Origin of the sequence: Lacibacter sp. (genome assembly GCF_035299325.1) — a bacterium.
Taxonomy (GTDB): Bacteria; Bacteroidota; Bacteroidia; order Chitinophagales; family Chitinophagaceae; genus Lacibacter.
In genome coordinates this window covers 111,714-129,948 of record NZ_DATGWT010000006.1, presented here as the reverse complement: position 1 = coordinate 129,948, position 18,235 = coordinate 111,714, and the positions used below count along the sequence as shown (strand labels likewise).

Annotated in this window: 13 protein-coding genes; 1 reads left to right on the top strand and 12 read right to left on the bottom strand. The window is 37.9% G+C overall.

Translation table 11 applies throughout. The features are described 5' to 3' along the window. Positions 1 to 7: 7 nt before the first annotated feature. The 3 genes from VK159_RS05800 to VK159_RS05790 all read right to left on the bottom strand — a co-directional run bounded on the left by VK159_RS05800 (position 8) and on the right by VK159_RS05790 (position 4,326). Positions 8 to 1,201, bottom strand: coding sequence for an alginate lyase family protein (locus VK159_RS05800; RefSeq protein ID WP_324229189.1), 1,194 nt, complete (start codon positions 1,199 to 1,201; stop codon positions 8 to 10). A gap of 12 nt (positions 1,202 to 1,213) precedes the next feature. After that, positions 1,214 to 3,340, bottom strand: coding sequence for an alpha-galactosidase (locus VK159_RS05795; RefSeq protein ID WP_324229188.1), 2,127 nt, complete (start codon positions 3,338 to 3,340; stop codon positions 1,214 to 1,216). A gap of 107 nt (positions 3,341 to 3,447) precedes the next feature. Further along, a complete protein-coding gene (locus tag VK159_RS05790) occupies positions 3,448 to 4,326 on the bottom strand; it encodes an AraC family transcriptional regulator (protein WP_324229187.1) in 879 nt (292 codons plus the stop codon). A 602-nt stretch (positions 4,327 to 4,928) separates the two neighbouring features. On the opposite strand from VK159_RS05790, the gene VK159_RS05785 reads away from it, so the two are divergent. After that, on the top strand, positions 4,929 to 6,608 hold the full coding sequence (locus tag VK159_RS05785) for an altronate dehydratase family protein (RefSeq protein WP_324229186.1): 1,680 nt from the start codon (positions 4,929 to 4,931) through the stop codon (positions 6,606 to 6,608). A gap of 28 nt (positions 6,609 to 6,636) precedes the next feature. On the opposite strand, the gene VK159_RS05780 is transcribed toward VK159_RS05785, so the two are convergent. From VK159_RS05780 to VK159_RS05740, 9 genes are all read right to left on the bottom strand, one after another. Further along, positions 6,637 to 7,647 (bottom strand): LacI family DNA-binding transcriptional regulator, encoded by a 1,011-nt coding sequence (locus VK159_RS05780; protein ID WP_324229185.1) that lies wholly within the window; start codon positions 7,645 to 7,647, stop codon positions 6,637 to 6,639. Positions 7,648 to 8,086: 439 nt separating this feature from the next. Then, positions 8,087 to 9,622: a hypothetical protein gene (locus VK159_RS05775; protein ID WP_324229184.1), complete on the bottom strand. Its 1,536-nt coding sequence runs from the start codon at positions 9,620 to 9,622 to the stop codon at positions 8,087 to 8,089. Positions 9,623 to 9,648: 26 nt separating this feature from the next. Then, positions 9,649 to 11,208 (bottom strand): glycoside hydrolase family 27 protein, encoded by a 1,560-nt coding sequence (locus VK159_RS05770; protein WP_324229183.1) that lies wholly within the window; start codon positions 11,206 to 11,208, stop codon positions 9,649 to 9,651. 21 nt (positions 11,209 to 11,229) lie between these two features. After that, positions 11,230 to 12,216 carry a 2-dehydro-3-deoxygalactonokinase gene (locus VK159_RS05765; RefSeq protein ID WP_324229182.1) on the bottom strand — a complete coding sequence of 329 codons (987 nt, stop codon included), beginning with the start codon at positions 12,214 to 12,216 and terminating at the stop codon, positions 11,230 to 11,232. A 12-nt stretch (positions 12,217 to 12,228) separates the two neighbouring features. Then, entirely contained in the window at positions 12,229 to 13,377 is a 1,149-nt protein-coding gene (gene dgoD, locus VK159_RS05760; protein ID WP_324229181.1) for a galactonate dehydratase, read from the bottom strand. Positions 13,378 to 13,385: 8 nt separating this feature from the next. Beyond that, positions 13,386 to 14,009, bottom strand: coding sequence for a bifunctional 4-hydroxy-2-oxoglutarate aldolase/2-dehydro-3-deoxy-phosphogluconate aldolase (locus VK159_RS05755; protein WP_324229180.1), 624 nt, complete (start codon positions 14,007 to 14,009; stop codon positions 13,386 to 13,388). Next, a complete protein-coding gene (locus VK159_RS05750) occupies positions 13,978 to 14,463 on the bottom strand; it encodes an RbsD/FucU family protein (RefSeq protein ID WP_324229179.1) in 486 nt (161 codons plus the stop codon). Before VK159_RS05750 ends, VK159_RS05755 begins: the two co-directional genes overlap by 32 nt. A gap of 11 nt (positions 14,464 to 14,474) precedes the next feature. Then, complete coding sequence (locus VK159_RS05745; RefSeq protein ID WP_324229178.1) at positions 14,475 to 15,737, bottom strand: MFS transporter; 1,263 nt, start codon at positions 15,735 to 15,737, stop codon at positions 14,475 to 14,477. Positions 15,738 to 15,792: 55 nt separating this feature from the next. Continuing rightward, on the bottom strand, positions 15,793 to 18,234 hold the full coding sequence (locus tag VK159_RS05740; protein ID WP_324229177.1) for a glycoside hydrolase family 95 protein: 2,442 nt from the start codon (positions 18,232 to 18,234) through the stop codon (positions 15,793 to 15,795). Between the last annotated feature and the right edge of the window lies 1 nt (position 18,235).

Sequence of the window (18,235 nt, the reverse complement as noted above, 5' to 3'; positions counted from 1 at the left end):
CAATAAACTATTTGCCTGCTTCTTTTTTTACATAAAGAATATCACTCATGAAGGTTTTGTTTTCTTTTTCAAGTTCCTTGGCTACCGAAAAATATTTCTGTTCGTTAAAAGCAACCCCGGCCTGCAGCAACAAAGTATAGAGATCACTTTTATTGTATTTACTGATTTGTTGGTATTCCCATTTCTTTTTTCCCATTGCATACGGCATCAGCCAATCAAGTGCTGTGTACAAACCTGCACCTTGTGTGGTTTTATAATTCCACAGATCATACCCAGCTTTCTTTGCTAATGTTGCTACAGTAAACCAACCTCGCAGATTCATCGTGCTGTATCCAAGACCATTGGTTCTTTCCAGCTCCAATGGTTGCTTTCCTTCTTTTGTTAATTGGCTGTCAAGCCTGGTTTTACTTTCTTCGATCAACTCTTTTGCTTTTACTTTATTGTCAGTAAATAATGCAAAGTCAATTGTCTGTGCGTAATACCAGGTCCCATGATTATTCTTTGCTTTATGCTCATCCATTCCATACTTACTGATCAGTAACCAGTTTAAATAATCTGCATACCACTTTTTTAATGACTGATGATCATTCGTTGTCCACGCATTTGATCCTGCAAGAAGAGAAGCGGCATCGGCAATCGTAATCAATGCAACGGTTTCAATAATACCAATCCCTCTACCTGTATTGATTCCGGGGATTGCCTGACCGTATTCAAGATGCGGATTCATTTTTGTTGCTTCGGCTATAAACCAGGTGCGTAGCAACGAGGCCGATTTCTGTGCATACTTTTCTTCGCCGGTTAAAAACCATGCAAGAGATAATATTCTGGTTGCATCTTCAAGTCTGCCAAGATAACTTCGGTCAGTGATCTTGTAAATTTCCGGATTACGTATACCGTCCTTTCGCATATAAGGTAAGCCGTTTGGCTTTGTGCTATCGTACCAGAAATAAGGCGCCTGACTCATATAGTCATGTTTGTTTCCACTTACGGGCGTAAATGCTTTCTCCATGACAGAAAGCGGTTTCATGTTCAATAATGAATCAGCCTCTTTACAAAGGTCTGTAACTATTTTGAGTGGTTGCTGCTGATGATGTTGTTTAAGTTCCTGCAAGCGATTTGCATTCATGACCAATGTATTGGGCACTTGAGCAACCGAATTGAAACTTATAGCAAGGCAAAGAATTGTCATTAATTTTTTCATACGCATGTTTTATTAATCTGCAGTGATTTCAAAAACGGTACTGCTTAATGCATTTGCCCTTCCCGGTGCCAAATTCAAACCCACTTTCATCAAATATTCGCCACTAAACACTTTCTCATTATCTGGCTGTGTTGATTTTGTTCCCGGAAAAAGATTGATCTCTTTTAAACGATAGTTCTTTTGATGATCCAAGCCTTGTAACAGAACTCGTGAAAAAATATCCTTTCGACGGGTAGTTGTAAAATAATTAAAAAGGATGGCCTTGCTCTTGTTTTCATTTACATACATTAACACAGCCCTGCTCTCTTCGTAAGGTGAGATTAAACGATAGAGATCACCAAACCAAATGACATCACTGATCGCTTTATATGTTTTGACTGCTTCGTTACTAAACTCCAGTTCCTGTTTTGTGAAGTTGTTTACTCTTATATCGTAGCCCATTTTGCCCATCATGGCCACATCCGTTCTGAATTTCAACGACTGCTGCTTGCCCATACTTGTTACATGTGCAGAGATCGTATTTGCGGGAAAGAAATAAGAGTAACCCCATTGGATGAAAATACGTTCGAGTCCGTCTGTATTATCGCTTGGCCAGAATTCTGTAAAGTATTTCATAGCACCATAGTCTGTACGACCTCCACCTCCTGCACACAACATGATGGGCAGGTGCGGATGCTTTTTCCGGATGCGTTCCATTACTTTATACAACCCTTTTGTATAATCAAGAAACAAGTGCGTTTGCTTTTCTTTTAAATAAGGCGAATAAGCATTTGTCATACTCCGGTTACAATCCCATTTTATAAACGCAATACCGGGGTACTTTGTCAACATGTCGTTGACAATATTGAAAACAAAATCCTGTACTTCCGGATTTACTAAATCAATTATCAATTGATTGCGTCCATAGTTCTCTTCACGATTCGGCAGTTTCAATATCCAATCGGGATGCTGCTCGTATAGTTCACTTTTCGGGTTTACCATTTCCGGCTCTAACCAGATGCCAAATTTGATTTCTTTTTTTTCAGCTTCCTTCACCAGGTAACCAATACCACTAGGCAACTTCAATTTATCTTCCTGCCAATCGCCCAAACCATTTTTGTCATCGTTGCGTGGATATTTATTTCCAAACCATCCATCATCTAACAGAAAAAGATCGACGCCTAATTTTTTTGCTTCATCAAACAGCTCTACCAATTTTGTTTCAGTAAAACTGGTGTGTGTAGCTTCCCAGTTATTCAAAAGTGTGAGCCTGGGTTTGTTACCATCTAATACGGCATAATTTCTTGCCCAGCGATGAATATTCCGGCTTGCTAATCCTTTTCCGTTTGCAGAATAAGTAAATATAAATTCAGGTGTTGTAAATTTTTCGCCCGGCTGTAGATTGTATTCCGAAGCATATGGATTAATTCCAGACAGCACACGAAGTCCGTTTCGTTGATCAACTTCAAATGTAAATTTAAAATTACCGGTCCAAGCTAACGTTCCTGCCAGCACTTCACCTTCTGTTTCAGTAGAAGGTTTGTTCATTGATAAAAAGAACATCTGTGTCTGATAGAAATTTGTTCTTGTGCCAAGTTTACTTTCAATGGATTTTATTCCGTTCGTCAGTTTCTCTTCAACTATATTTACCTCTCTGGCCCAATCACCATGAAATTGGGTTAACCAGTATTCATCTGAATTAAAATGAATCATGGAAGAAGCATATTGCGTGAGCAATACATTTTTTTTCTCACGATGAACAATTTCAGTCCAGCATTTAATAACATCCTCCTTAAAATAACTCACATAATACAACCTCACCTCCACCGGATAGACTGGATCTTTTAAAAGAACCTCCGTTTTTTTCAAATTTCCACTATCGGTTTGCTTATGGGACAAATATCTTAATTCAAGCGAAGGGTTCCCATCGGTATGAATCATGCGAACAGCTGGTTCAAATTGATTTTCCATCCCTGCAGTAAGATACACTTCACGTCCTCCTTTCATTGCCATGTAATCAGAAAACGGCAACTTCTTGCCGATGTAAGATTGATGCAGACGTTGATTGCCGGCAACCGTGAGCACAATAGCAATGTTGTTAGTTTCAATCACCACCGGGCTGACGGATTGTGCAACTGAATGCACGAAAAAAAATGACATTGCTAAAAACACAGAAACATATTTCATACAGCAGTATAATATTACAGCAAAGAAAATAGCTTAGAGATAAACAGGTAAGCTTACTCTTACCTGTTTATTGAATAATCTTATGCGGAAAGGTTGCCGATAAATTCCTTCTGATATGTAAGAGGACTCTTACTGGTAATGAGTTTAAAATATTTATGAAAGCTGGTAAAATTATTAAAGCCACTTTCGTAACAAAGCTGTTTTATACTCAGATTATTTTCAATTAACAGTTTACATGCATGCCCTACTCTGATCTCAATTAAGAACTGTGAATAGGTTTTTCTTGTTCTTGATTTAAAAAAACGACAGAATGAGTTAGGGCTGATGTTGGCAATACCTGCTATTTCTTCTAATTGAATTGGGCGCTTGAAATTCTTCAGGCTGTATTCATAAATGGCATTGATTCGATCTTTTTCATCCTCTACCATATCATATTTAAAACCAATAGAAGATAATGGTTCGAGTTGTTTGCAATCAGCAATGATATTAAGGACTTCAATCAACAAAATAATCCGTTGGTTATTGTTGCTGGTTAATAAAGAGCCCAATAAACCAGCTACTTTCTGCCGTGTATTTCCTGTTACCTGTAATCCTCTTTTAGCCCGGTCTAATAAACTTTTAATGTGCAGGTTTTCTGGCAGTTCCAAGAACTGGCTACCCCAGAAATTTTCGCAGAAATGCGCCACACGTGCATCTGCTTCAATGGGAGCATTTTCTTCAAAATAGGCATCATCGAATCGCCAATAATGTGGGAGGTTTGAACCAACAAGTACTACATCACCAGCTTTGAAGCTCCGGATATTATCCCCGATAAACTGGGTTCCTTCGCCTCGTTTAAAGTGAATCAATTCAACTTCAGGATGGTAGTGCCACCTGTTATTAATATAAGGGGCTAGGTCTCTACGGACACTAAAAGAGTGTTGTGGCTCTTTGGCCACTTTCAGCAGTTGGGGTCGCATACAGCAAGTTTTCGTTTTATAAGCAATCTTAACCTGTTTCTCAGCAAAAACAGGTTCATTATGCCAATTTAGCTTACCACCTGTATCATCCGAAAAAATTGTCCGCAAACGTTTTCGTGGAAGAAAATAGTCACAATACTCTGATAATTAATTTATTAGTAAAGAAAACTGGAAAAATGCCCTATTTTTTATTAACGAAAATTGATTTAAAAATTTACGCAATCGTTCCCGGAGAATAGCAAAAGGCAGGCTTACCTCTGACTTTCGCAGATTTTTGCCGTTGTATGCCGATTAGAAACAGATGCCGATGGATGCTAATATTGTTGAATGATAAGGCAATAATCGAACTATGCCTCATCTGTATTATCGGTTTATTTGTTTCGGAACTTCTTTACTGGTCATGAACAGCCACATTCGTTAACTTCTCTTTCTCGTTGTTCAGTAACCAGCAATCTGTTCTCGTTTTAATAAAAAAGCACAGAAACAAAACTTAATCCATCATTTATGTTTTACTGTGCGTATAAACTAAAACTTATACCAAACCATCAGTCTATTACCCTGAAATAGAATGGGTGAATGGCCCATGAGAAAAAAATACTTCAATGGAACAGGAAACCGAGACAAAACAAAAGACAAACGGAAAACAACAATGTTTTTTACAAATCCATCCCGAGGATAATGTACTGGTTGCATTAAGAGACTTACAGGCGGGTGAGCTTATTAATGAAAACGGAAACGACCTGCAACTGATTGAGACGATTCCTGCCAAGCATAAATTCTTTACTAAAGACATGAACACAGATGATGAAGTGATCATGTATGGAGTCTTGGTCGGCAAAGTTCAGCTACCTGTCCTTAAAGGTCAGGCCATGACAATAACGAATACGAAACATGCAGCAGGTCAGTATGCCTATCGAGCAAAAGACTACCGCTGGCAACCTCCGGATATTTCCAGGTTTAGCAATAAGACTTTTAATGGCTATAAACGGGCGGATGGGCGTGTAGGAACAGCTAATTACTGGCTCTTCATCCCAACTGTTTTTTGTGAGAACCGAAACCTTGACGTTATTAGAGAAGCATTATGGAATGAGCTCGGCTATGCTGTTACTGACCGCTACAAACAATTCACCCATCAACTGTTTATGGCACATCAGGCAGGTGAAAATATTGATGCTGTTAACCTGAGCCCTACACAAACTGCGGCAAAGAATCGTTACTTCCAGAACGTAGATGGTATCAAATTTCTAAATCATGCCGGCGGTTGTGGCGGCACCAGACAGGATTCTGCCACCTTAAGTGCATTATTAGCATCCTATGCCGATCACCCAAATGTAGGCGGTGTTACATTGCTCAGTCTCGGGTGTCAGCATCTGCAGGTGAAAAATTTCATGGACGATTTGAAACATCGTAATCCATCCTTCAACAAGCCACTTTACGTTTTCGAACAGCAGAAAATCCAGAGTGAGGAAGAACTGATAACCGAAGCAATACGCCAAACATTCAAAGGACTTATCGAGATCAATCAACTCAAACGAGAACCCGTAACACTCGATCATTTATGCATCGGCGTTAAATGTGGAGGCAGTGATGGATTCAGTGGCATTTCAGCAAATCCCGCCATCGGGCATACTTCTGATCTGCTTGTTGCATTAGGTGGCAAAGTGTTACTGGCTGAATTTCCTGAACTATGCGGAGCTGAACAAGATCTGATTGATCGTTGCGTTAACGAAGAAACCGCTGTTAAATTCATTGAACTTATGGAAACATATGATCAACAGGCACAACAGGTGGGATCAGGTTTTCATATGAATCCCTCTCCGGGAAATATCAAAGACGGTCTGATCACAGATGCTATCAAGTCAACGGGAGCAGCAAGAAAAGGCGGTACATCACCTGTTGTTTCCGTATTGGATTATACTGAACCTGTTATTTCGCCTGGTCTAAGTCTTGTGTGTACACCGGGTAATGATGTAGAAGCAACAACAGGCAAAGCCGCATCAGGTGCTACACTCATTCTTTTTACAACAGGGCTTGGTACTCCAACTGGTAATCCGGTTGCTCCTACCATCAAGATCGCCACTAACTCAACGCTTGCAAAACGAATGAGCGATATCATTGACATTGATACAGGACCTATTATTTCAGGTGAAAAAACGATCCAGGAAATGGGCGAGGAGATTCTTGATTTTTGTATACAGGTTGCCAATGGCGAATTAATTCCAAAAGCGGTACAACTGGCACAGGATGATTTTATTCCCTGGAAAAGAGGGGTATCTCTTTAATTCTTACACAGATGAACAAGAGATGGGATTATTTAGAAGTTGATTTTCGTTCGATTATCGTTGACGATATCGATATTTTTTTATCGTTTGGTAACAACACTTTCTTTTCTATAATTTTAAAAAGTACATCTGTTGATTTCTTTCCTATTTCATAAGCAGGTTGTACAATTGCCGATAACGGAGGATCAAACAAAGCTGCCGCTGATAAATTAGAAAAGCTGATCACTTTTAATTGTGTTGGAATAACAACGTGTAACTCTTTGCAAACTTCGTAGGTATTGACGGCAAATTTTTCAATGGCTGCAAAAATGCCATCGGGCTTTTGGTCGCCTCGTAATAGCTCACGGATCTTCTCCCTGTTCAATTCATCATCCATTCCACATTCAACCGTATGCTTCATATCCAGCATGTGATGTTTTGCCAAAGCTCTTTCGTAACCGGAATTCCTACGTTTACAAATGGAAAGATTATCGGACAGTGTTAGGAATGCAATTTTTTTACAGCCCCTTTTTATTAAAACTTCAGTTGCCTTAAATGATGCTTCCTCATCATCTGAAGTGATTCTCGGAACTTTTATATTTTCATATACACGATCAAAAAAAACCAAAGGCATGCCCGATATTCTGCAAGCCTCCAGATGCTCAAAATCAGTTGTGGTGTTGGACACCGAAATCATGATACCGTCAACCCTCCCATTACGCAAAAGGTTAAGGATCTCATTTTCACGAAGGTTATCCTCATGCGTAAGATAGATCAATACATGATAGCCCTTCTCTTTTGCAACCTCTTCTACCCCATTGATCACCTGTGCAAAGAAGTTGTTCTGTATTTCAGGAACAATAACAGCAATGGCTTTACTTTTACTTTGACGTAAACTGCTGGCATGAGGATTCGGTTGATAGCCCCATTTTGCTGCAAGAGCTTTTACACGTTCCTTTGTTTCACTGCTTATTTCATGACTATCCCTCAAGGCACGTGATACTGAGGACGGAGAAAGATTAAGTTCTTTTGCTAATTTCTTAAGATCCAGTTTATCCATATTAATCCGGTAACAGTAAATGTAAGACCAACGACAAAGGTCATGCTTTTCAAAGCAGTGTCCTAAAAAGAATATGCAATTTTGTAATGTTTTCCTACGAAAGCTGGTAAGAAAAGACATTTCTCCACCCATTTAACCAATATTATTAAAACCTGGTATGATGCCGCACTTATCGTCGGTTAAATATGTTAAAGTATTATCTATATTTTGCGTTACTGATTTTGATTACCAATTAAGTATTTGTTTTTATTGAAAAATAAAAATGAAATGACTGCCAGCAATACTGCAATTGCAAATAAAGTATTAGACTTTTTCATATACAATTTGTGTTGTTGTGAATGAGCTTTTTTGTATTAAACAAAACCCTTCAGTGCTTCTTATATCTATTTACTATACCGTAGATCTTCTTTTTAATAAAAAAATTTAGTTGCAGGATGATTTATTTCCTGATTTTTTTTGCCTGTAATTGAGCAGCATATAACGAGGCTGGTTGCAATCCTGGCATATTATTACCTTCCCAAATACCATCAGGTCTTTCTCCTAATTTATTTTTTATTTTTTTTCCTTGTACTCCTATCGCCCAATTGTAGCCAGTTACCCAGGGATTCTCAACAATAGCTGACTTTGCTTTGCAATTCCAAATAACCTGGTTTACTCCCGCCCAACCGTGGCCACTACCCGAATTCCCTCTGTCTCTTACATTAATTTCTCCATCGGTAACAATATTATCGTACAAAGTTCCCATTGCCCATCGGTGATGTGGCCCAATATCAGCATGTGTTTTTGTTGCTGTACAATTTACAAAAGCATTAGGGCCACAAACACGGGCACCAGTCACAAAATCATGTCTTCCATTTTCTGCATTACAATTCATGAATAAATTTAATTGCCCTGTTGTGTTAAATGAATACCTGCGACCACCTGTAATAATTGATTTTGGATCAATGAAATAACAGTTTAGTGCAGTAAAATTTTTTGAACCATCAGAAAAGTTTACACAAGAATATCCAAAATAATAAGCTGTAACATTACGTACCCATCCCTGCTGTGCATTATCCACCAATACAGCATCCCATGCATGATTTTCAGATGTATCAGTTTCAAATTCAGATTCCAGAAATAAGTTTTCGATTCCGATATTTTCTATTCTTCCATTGTTGGTACATCTATACACTTCACCACCGCCATATTTTTTTTCCATAGCCATTACGATCGGATTGTCAATAAAGATTTTATTCCCGTCTATTTTAGTGACTACCCGTTCAAAAGATAAGTTGTACGATTTTGCATCCCACTGATTAGTACCAGCCCTTGCAATAATCTGATTCATTTTTAAATCGTTAATCCAATTGTCTTTACCTGGCCTGAACACCACTATACTATCTCCCTTTTTAAATTTTTTAGCATCAGTTACCGAAAATGATTTTGCACCAACTGGCACATAATCATCTGCAATTTTCACTCTTGTTCCGCTTATCTCCTTTATTTTTCCGGTACCGGCAACTTCTATCAAAGCTCTTTTTTTTGTTCCGGAGGCTACAATTCTGGTGGCATTTTTTTCATTACCTTCTCCACGCAATACAATTCCGGAAGTATTTATCAGAATAGATCCAGGTATTAAATAAGTTCCTTTCTTTAGCAGTATGGCACCTCTAAAACCATTAGCATCCGGTGCCAGCTTTGCAACTTCATCAATTGCATTTTGTATCAATTGTTCGCTACTGCCGTTTTCAACAGCTTTAAGTGTTTTCACTACTTTAATATTGGGTATTTCAATATGCCCACCCATGTAGCCCACATTGCTAAAATCAGGTATTGTGTTTCCTTTTTCATCTGCCAGATAGGTTAAACTAAAATCAGCATTTTGTCTAACCCATTTCGATTGCCATTTTTCTGCAGACTTTTTTTTGAAAGATAAAAATGTAGTAATAACTGTTAAAGCTAATACTGCAAAGACTATGGTGTTTTTTTTCATGTATACTTTGTTATATCAGTTATTAATTATTTTATTTTACGCAAGCTTACCAATACAACACCGTGTTGATTAACATCGGCGGCAAATTCATTTTCAAAAATTCCGATATCTTTTTTTCGCCAAAGATCTCTTACCAAATATTTTCCCTGCAAGCCTAGATCACTCCAGCTAACTACAACTTTTTGAGTACCACTATCGCCAAGATTAAATAATCCTGCAGCAACAGAACCATCTTCAAGTAATTTAGCCATAACACCTGCTTCGCCATGCTTAGATACTACAGTTGCCTGCTTACCTGATGCATCCTGGTTTAAAGCCAATACTTCATCATTCGTTAACAGACTTATTGTAAACGCATCAAGCTTAGTTAAATCGCAGCCAAGTAATAACGGTACTGATAATAAACACCAGGCACTCATGTGGGTGTATTGTTCGTCTTTTGTAAGTAAAGTTGGCCTAGGCTCTTTGCCCCAGCCAACATATCCCACAATCATCATGTCGGGGTCGTTCCAGTGACCAGGTCTTGCATAGGTTGCCCATTTATCTTGAGTAAACAAACGGCTTTTTAAACTAAGCCATGAGTCTTTAATATCGCCACCTGTTCGCCATGCATTTGAGACGGTTGATAAATCTTTAATGGTATTAAATGGAGTACTGTTGGATAAACTATAGATTATATCCCGGCCGCTTTTTCTCAATTCATCGTACATTTCTTTTGTTTCTTGCATTTCTATTGGGTTCCAATCGTATTTTAAATAATCAAAACCCCATTGCGCAAATTGCTTTACATCGTTTTCAATAAACTTGTACGTGCCAATGTGATACGGCAATACTTTCTTATTACGTGGACTACGTTCTCCTTCTTGTTTAATAAATTTACCTTCTGCATTCATCGCACTTCCGCCAATTCTTCTGCCATACGATTCTACCCACGGTGTGGAATAGGTTCCTACCTTTAGTCCCATAGCATGTATTGTATCACATACATACTTCATATCAGTAAACCGTGTGGTATCAGGTAAAATAGCATTGTATTCACCCCCTCTGTAGCCTTGCCATCCATCATCCATATTCATGTAACTCCACCCATAATTTATTAAACCACTTGTTACCATGGCCTGCGATTGCTCTATCATTATGGCTTGCGTAATTTTTGTTCCAAAAATATTATAGCTGTTCCACCCCAATGGGGGTGTTAGAGCGATTTCTTCACCTACTATTATTTTAAATTCTTTCCGGGCTGTTCCGTATTTATTTCTAGCCGATAGCTTAACGATATAAGTTCCCTTTTTTTTAATGTGACCGGACATTTGTCCATTAACAGCGTTTAATATCACGCCTCTGGGTAACCCGGTGGCACTATAAGTTATGGGGCGTTCGCCACTTACCGGAACAGTATATACAACTGGATGTTCAGGACGTACTCCAAAAACGTTTGGACCATTAATAACTGGCTCCGGCCCGGCTTTGGGTGTAAGTATATAACTGGTATCAAAATTATTTACTGTCTGTGCTTTAACAATTGCGATTAGACAATTAATGCCAAAAAAAATTATACCACACTTATTTAAGATACTATTGGTCATAAATATAGAGTTCAAAAAAGATTAAAACAGTTTTATGTGATGTGTTTGATAAACTTTGAAATGTCCATTTATAATACAATTATCTACATCCCTTATCTGTAAATTTGTACATCCCAAAAATGTTAATGCATGAGAATAAAGTTTTTTCAAACTATTATTTACTAACAGTATAATTGGAACAGTGCATTTATATGCAATATCCTTTAGCTCAGTTCCAATTAAAAGCCCACTCAAATAATAAGCGTTTTCTCCGTTATTTTTATACTTAAATAATTGATTGGCACGAACAGAGATAAAATGTTGTAAAATATTCCCCTCAATAGCTCTATTTATACCTTCTTCAAAATGTTGACTAAAATTTGAGGGAAACGAAGCTGTATCAATATTATGCTCCACACTATTTGATAGAATACTATGACTTGAAAGTAATTGAAATAATTCGCCTGTTAAATAGGTTACAAAACCAGTCGCAATACCATTTATTACAGTTATATGTTTTGAATGTGTGCCAGGTAAAATAAAAAGTTGCTCCGACTCTGTTAACTTTACTGAATCAATACATCCAACAAGTTGGATCTCTTCTCCACGCATTACATCGGTTGCTGAACAAATCCCGGAAATTAAATATGTGGTGTATGGAAATGACGAAGACGGTTCTATCGTATTTACAATAATATCTGAGCCATTGGAATTAAAAGGAAGTTGTTTGTATGGCAACTCAAACATACCAACGGAAGATGCAGCCATACCAGAAACGATCACAGGAAAATCGTATGATAACAAAGAATAACGTACCTGAATTTCCTTTATAGCTCTATCTAAATATGACTGATAATAAGTGAGTTTATCAATGGCATTATTTTCACTTAACCATTGTTTATGAATAACTGCGATACCATTATGATTAATAACTTCTGATACAACTGTATGAGGAGACTTCACTAAACGTAAACGAAACGATGAAGTTCCCCAATCGCAACTAAAGAAATATGTACTGTTACTTTGCATGCTTTACTTTTATTACCATTCGGCTACGCTGCCATCTTTATGTTGCCATACCGGATTTTTCCAACTATGCCCTATTGCTGCCTGTGCCCTTACATAAGCCTCATTAATTTCTATACCTAAGCCAGCACCTGTTGGAATGGCCACATATCCATCGTTGTAATCAAATACATTTTTATTCACCAGGTAGTCCAGCAAATCGCTGCCCTGATTATAATGTATACCTAAACTCTGCTCTTGTATAAATGCATTATAACTTGTTGCATCTACCTGCAAACAGGCGGCTAAAGCTATTGGGCCCAGAGGGCAATGTGGCGCAACTGCAACATCGTAGGCTTCGGCCATTGAAAATATTTTTTTACACTCTGTTATACCGCCAGCATGTGATAAATCGGGCTGAATAATATCGGCATAACCATCCTGTAATATTTTTTTAAAATCCCACCTCGAAAAAAGGCGTTCACCCGTAGCAATAGGTATAGCAACAGCGTTTGCAATATCTCTTAGCGCTTCATTATTTTCAGACAGAACAGGCTCTTCAATAAACATAGGTTTAAAAGGCTCTAATTCTTTTGCCAGTACTTTTGCCATTGGTTTATGTACCCTTCCATGAAAATCTATTCCTATACCAACAGTATTACCTACAGCCAATCTTACTGCTGCAATACGTTCAACAGCTTCATCAATTTTATCGTAAGAATCTACAATTTGCAGCTCTTCAGTTGCATTCATTTTAACAGCTTTAAAACCTTTATCTACCATTGCTTTTGCGGCACTTCCCACATCGGCAGGTCTGTCACCGCCAATCCAGGAATACACCTTCATACTATGCCTTGTTTTACCTCCCAGTAATTGATGCACAGGTGTGTTAAAATATTTACCTTTTATATCCCATAGGGCCTGGTCTATTCCCGCAACAGCACTCATTAAAATAGGACCACCTCTGTAAAAGCCGGCACGGTACATTGTATTCCAATGCCCTTCAATATCATGAGCATTTTTTCCAATCAATAATTCCATTAATTCACCTACTGCAGTTTTTACAGTGGCCGCCTTGCCTTCAATAACAGGTTCTCCCCAGCCAACAATCCCTTCATCGGTCTCAATTCTCAAAAACAACCAGCGAGGTGGTACTTGAAACAATTCGTAGCCTTTTATTTTCATACTATTTTTTATTGTATTGCTGCAACAAATTGTTGCGCCTTTTCAGTAATACCGTTTAAATAAGTTTCATCTACTTCTTCAGTTGCTTTTACCAATGCACTACCAATGCCAAATGCCACTGCTCCGGCTTGCTTAAATGCTTGTATACTATTGATGTCTACACCACCTGTCGGCATAATGGGAATATTGGGTAATGGACCTTTAATATCTTTTAGATAATGCGCTCCGACTGTGGCTGGAAATAATTTAATAATATCAGCACCTGCATTATACGCCTGCACTATTTCTGTTGCTGTAAAAGCCCCGGGAATACTTATAGCCCCCAAATGTTTAGTGCGCTGTATAGTGGGTATATCTACAATAGGTGAAATGATAAATTTTGCTCCAGCCTCAATTGCTTCTATTGCTTGCTGAGCAGTTAAGACAGTACCAGCACCTACTAATAGTTTATTTTCAAAAGCATTGGCGAGTAATTGTATAGACTGTAAAGCATTGGGAGAATTTAAAGTTACTTCAATAGTAACTACACCACCTCTGTGTAATGCTTCTGCCACCTGTAATATATGTTTGCTATCAATTCCTCTTAATATAGCAACAATCTTATACTGTATGATGTGTTCTAGGAAGTTCATTGTTTATATTTTCTTCGTTTAGTAATACTGCTGGTTCTGCTTTTACTACCCCTATTTCCAATAACAGGTTGGCAAATCGTCTTGTTTCACCTGTTGCAATTGCCAAACACACATCGCCGCTTTTAGCTTGCTCGTAAAATTCAAACCTTTTTAATGCTGTTATATTTATTGGATCTCCTATAATATGGATGAACTCTTTGTGTATTGATTGTGACAGTTCATCTTTAGGAACCATCACCATAACACTTTCTATCGGAATATATTCTTTTAAAACTTTTAAAACGTCGGTTACTGTCATTAACCCCGGAGCTAAATTCAGAAACACCTTCTTAGACGACATGGGTGTACAGGTAGATATTGGAAAATTACCATCAGCGATAAGCACCTTGGCTCCATGGCCGTTACTGGCTAATGCTTGTAATATTTCCGGGTGCAGTAATCTGGTTTTTAGCATAAAATATAATTTCAGGAAGATGAGACTTCGTTTTTATTTAAGAAAGAATGAGCATATAAGTGTTTATCTTTTTTAAATGGTTGCATTACAAATAACATGACCATTACTGCTAAAAAAGCCAACACACCATAGCCAATAAACACGGTATTATAAGCAACAGAATAATTAAATTTAATTGATAAGTAGGTGACCGATATGCCAGATAAAAATTGAAATACAGCGCCCCCTAACCCAGCTCCAACGCTTACTAAACCCCAAACAGTAGCAATACTATTTTTAGGGACCACATCACCAGGAACAGCCATTGTATTGCCAGTGTAAGCAGCATGACCAAAACCAGCTAATGCCAATACGACCAACGCAGTGGCAGGTGTAGTTATAACTAATGGCCCAAGAATTAATGATAAAGCTGTTAAACCGCCAAATAATCCGATGCTTATTTTTCGTGCTTTAGAAACATCTATGCCTTTCTTAATTAGCATTTGTGTAAATAAACCACCTAAAATATTTCCTGCATCAGCTGCTATAAAAGGTATCATTGCATAAATACCAATTTTTAAAAGGCTCCAATGATGTACATCTACTAGATAACGACCAATCCAAAACGTAATAAAATACCAAACCGGATCCATTAAAAATTTAGTAAGTGTAAGCTGTAAGACAAACTTATTTTTTATTAACTGCTTTGCAGGAATGGGTTTTGCAGCAGCTTCTTTTAAAATATTTTTTGGTGTATAATAAATAAACCAGAAAGCTGCTACCCATAAATATCCTATGATGCCGATTACAATGAAAGTTGCCTTCCATCCATACGTAATACCTAAGTAAGAAATTAATGGAGGAGCTATTATAGCACCTAATGCAGCGCCACTGTTAAAAAGCCCTGTAGCTGTGGAACGTTCGGCAGGTGTAAACCATTCATTAGTTAACTTAATAGCCGCAGGCCAGTTACCTGCTTCGCCTATGCCCAAAAAAAATCTGGCGATACCAAATTGCACAGGCGTTCTGGCGAATGCATGCACTAAAGAAGCTGTAGTCCAAAAAGTCATGCAAAGAGCATAGCCTAATCTTGTTCCTAATCTATCAATTACAAAACCGGAAAATGCATTAGAAATCATATACGCAATAAAAAACGCAGTAGTAATATATCCAAACGAATCATTGGGAATTAAGTTTCGCAATGCCCCTTCTGCGCTTAAATAGTTAAAAGCTAACCTGTCAACATAATTTAAGATAGTTGCCAGTAAGGCAAATACAATCATTACCCATCTCATTCTGGAGGACTGTAAGTTGATAGTTGCATTTATCATTGAGGTATTGCTAAATAATTTACAAAGCGGCTAGTTGATATATATTGCCTGAGGTTACATTGAAAGTATATGTGTCGTTATCCAACTTCTCAGCTTTTATTTCTTTTCCTTTAAGCATGATTTTTAAAGGGGTTTTACTTCTGAGATTACACTTACCCGGTAAAGAGACTTTTAAAGTTGCAGCAGTTAGTTTTCCATCACTCCAGAATATATCAATACCGTATCCCCCCCTTGCACGCAAGCCTTTAATACTGCCCGTTGGCCATGCTTTTGGCAATGCCGGTAATAAATAGATTTCATTAGAATGACTTTGCATCAACATTTCTGTGATACCTGCTGTAATACCCTGAATACCCTGATTACCTTCAAAAGACGGAGTTATTTTACTATCTTCTTCACGGGGGTGTAAACTTATCTCAGTTAACATGGAGGTTAATATGTTGTAAGCTGGTTCAGGTTCTTCTAATCTTGCATGCTGATTTATTTTCCAGGCACCTGACCAACCTTTATTAATATTTCCCCTTCGTTGTAAAACAACTCTTACAGCCTGGGCTAATTCAGGTGTTTTGCGTAAGGTTATATCATCATCAGGAAAGGCAGCAAACAAATGAGATATATGCCGGTGTCCTTGTTCTACTTCTTTAAAATCATAAAGCCATTCTTGCAACTGACCATACTTTCCGATTTGATGAGGAGGTAATTTTTGTAAAGCTTTTTCAACCTTCTTTTTTACATCTGCATCTTTATTTAGTACCGCTGCGGCTTTAACATAATTCCGAAACAGGTTCCGTAGAATTTGATTATCCATTGATGTAGCCATTGTTGTCGTGGCTATTTCTCCATTATCAGTATAAAAGTTATTTTCAGGAGTGGTTGAGGGGCAAGTAACTAAATAGCCCGTTAGGGAATCTGTTACAAGAAAATCTAAAAAAAAGTCTACCGAGCCTTTTAAAAGCGGATAAATTTTATTCAAATAAACTTTATTGCCGGGATTATATTGATAATGGTCAAACAACTGCTGTAATATCCATGCTCCACCTAACGGCCAAACTGTTGCTTTAGGATTTTTATCGGTAGGAGCAGTATTAAACCAAATATCAGTACCATGATGAGCCACCCAACCCCTGCACCCGTACAATTCTTTAGCAGTACGTTTTCCCGCTGCAGCTAATTGTTCAGTAAAATAAACTAATGACTCATTCAGTTTTGACATATTGGTACTTTCAACCGGCCAAAAGCATTCCTGGATATTAATATTTAATGTCCACCGCCCCTGCCATCTTCCCTCCATATTATTCAACCAAATGTTATGGTTATTAAACGCAAGTGTACCCTCTCTTGAACCTGCCAACATTAAATATCTGCCATACTGAAAATACTGTGCAACAAATAAATTATCAGACGTACCACCTCTTAATTTTTCAATTCGGTCGGTGGTAGAAAAACTATTCATTTCGTTTGCACCAAGTTCCAGCGTACAGGCTGCAAATAATGGAACATAGTCAGCTAAATGTCTTGACCTAAGCTGAGCGTATGAATATCTTGATGCTTTTAGCAAATAGTTGTTGCAGCGTTTTTTTTCATCGGCATTTACACTACTCCAATTTTGCCAGTTAGTAGCACCGGATAATAATAAGGTTACATTGTCTGCATTAGTAACTACAATAGAATGCCCGGTAGTTCCACCATTTTTTTGCAACGAGGCTGTTCCGCTTTTGATAATTACTTTTAAACGTGCCTGCCATTTCATTATGCTTGGAATAACTGTACCAACATACCGCCCTGTTGACAATTCTGTTGTTCCTCCTTGCATTATAATATCACCATTCTCTATTGTGGTAAAAGCTGAAGCCTGTAAACTACTTAAGGCAGCAGTAATATTTATACTACCTTTTTTATTTGCTGTAAGCTTTATAGCTATTACCTGATCAGGATAACTTGCAAAAATTTCTCTTCTGTAAGTAATTCCTTTAGCTGTGTATTCAACGGCGGCAATAGCACTATCCATGCTTAGCCTTCTTGTATATTGTTTTACATCAGTTTCATTATAGCCGCCAAAAGCAATATTCAAAATACCCATTGGCTGATAATGCTGTACACTCATAGGCGTACTGTTTAATTTTAATGCTTCGGCTGTAGCTTTTACATAATCTTTCTCTCTCACATACTTTCTGGTTGTTTCTAAAATTTTGGGGCCTTCCGGATTATTTGGATTATAAGGCGAGCCAGACCACAATGTTTCATCATTAAAAACAATGTCTTCATGAACGGTTTTACCCCCAATCATTGCAGCAAAACGGCCAGTGGCAATTGGCACTCCTTCCCAATATTTTTCTGCTGGCTTATTATACCACCAACACATTGCGGCTTTGCCGGCAGGTTTTGTTTGTGTAGACTGCTGTGCCAGCAATGGCAATTGCATTAAAAAAATAACAATGAGTAAATTGAATTTTAGCATCATA

Coding starts and splice junctions, on each gene's coding strand:
- VK159_RS05800 (WP_324229189.1), bottom strand. CDS start 1,201: ATGAAAAAATTAATGACAATTCTTTGCCTTGCTATAAGTTTCAATTCG.
- VK159_RS05795 (WP_324229188.1), bottom strand. CDS start 3,340: ATGTCATTTTTTTTCGTGCATTCAGTTGCACAATCCGTCAGCCCGGTG.
- VK159_RS05790 (WP_324229187.1), bottom strand. CDS start 4,326: ATGCGACCCCAACTGCTGAAAGTGGCCAAAGAGCCACAACACTCTTTT.
- VK159_RS05785 (WP_324229186.1), top strand. CDS start 4,929: ATGGAACAGGAAACCGAGACAAAACAAAAGACAAACGGAAAACAACAA.
- VK159_RS05780 (WP_324229185.1), bottom strand. CDS start 7,647: ATGGATAAACTGGATCTTAAGAAATTAGCAAAAGAACTTAATCTTTCT.
- VK159_RS05775 (WP_324229184.1), bottom strand. CDS start 9,622: ATGAAAAAAAACACCATAGTCTTTGCAGTATTAGCTTTAACAGTTATT.
- VK159_RS05770 (WP_324229183.1), bottom strand. CDS start 11,208: ATGACCAATAGTATCTTAAATAAGTGTGGTATAATTTTTTTTGGCATT.
- VK159_RS05765 (WP_324229182.1), bottom strand. CDS start 12,216: ATGCAAAGTAACAGTACATATTTCTTTAGTTGCGATTGGGGAACTTCA.
- dgoD (WP_324229181.1), bottom strand. CDS start 13,377: ATGAAAATAAAAGGCTACGAATTGTTTCAAGTACCACCTCGCTGGTTG.
- VK159_RS05755 (WP_324229180.1), bottom strand. CDS start 14,009: ATGAACTTCCTAGAACACATCATACAGTATAAGATTGTTGCTATATTA.
- VK159_RS05750 (WP_324229179.1), bottom strand. CDS start 14,463: ATGCTAAAAACCAGATTACTGCACCCGGAAATATTACAAGCATTAGCC.
- VK159_RS05745 (WP_324229178.1), bottom strand. CDS start 15,737: ATGAGATGGGTAATGATTGTATTTGCCTTACTGGCAACTATCTTAAAT.
- VK159_RS05740 (WP_324229177.1), bottom strand. CDS start 18,234: ATGATGCTAAAATTCAATTTACTCATTGTTATTTTTTTAATGCAATTG.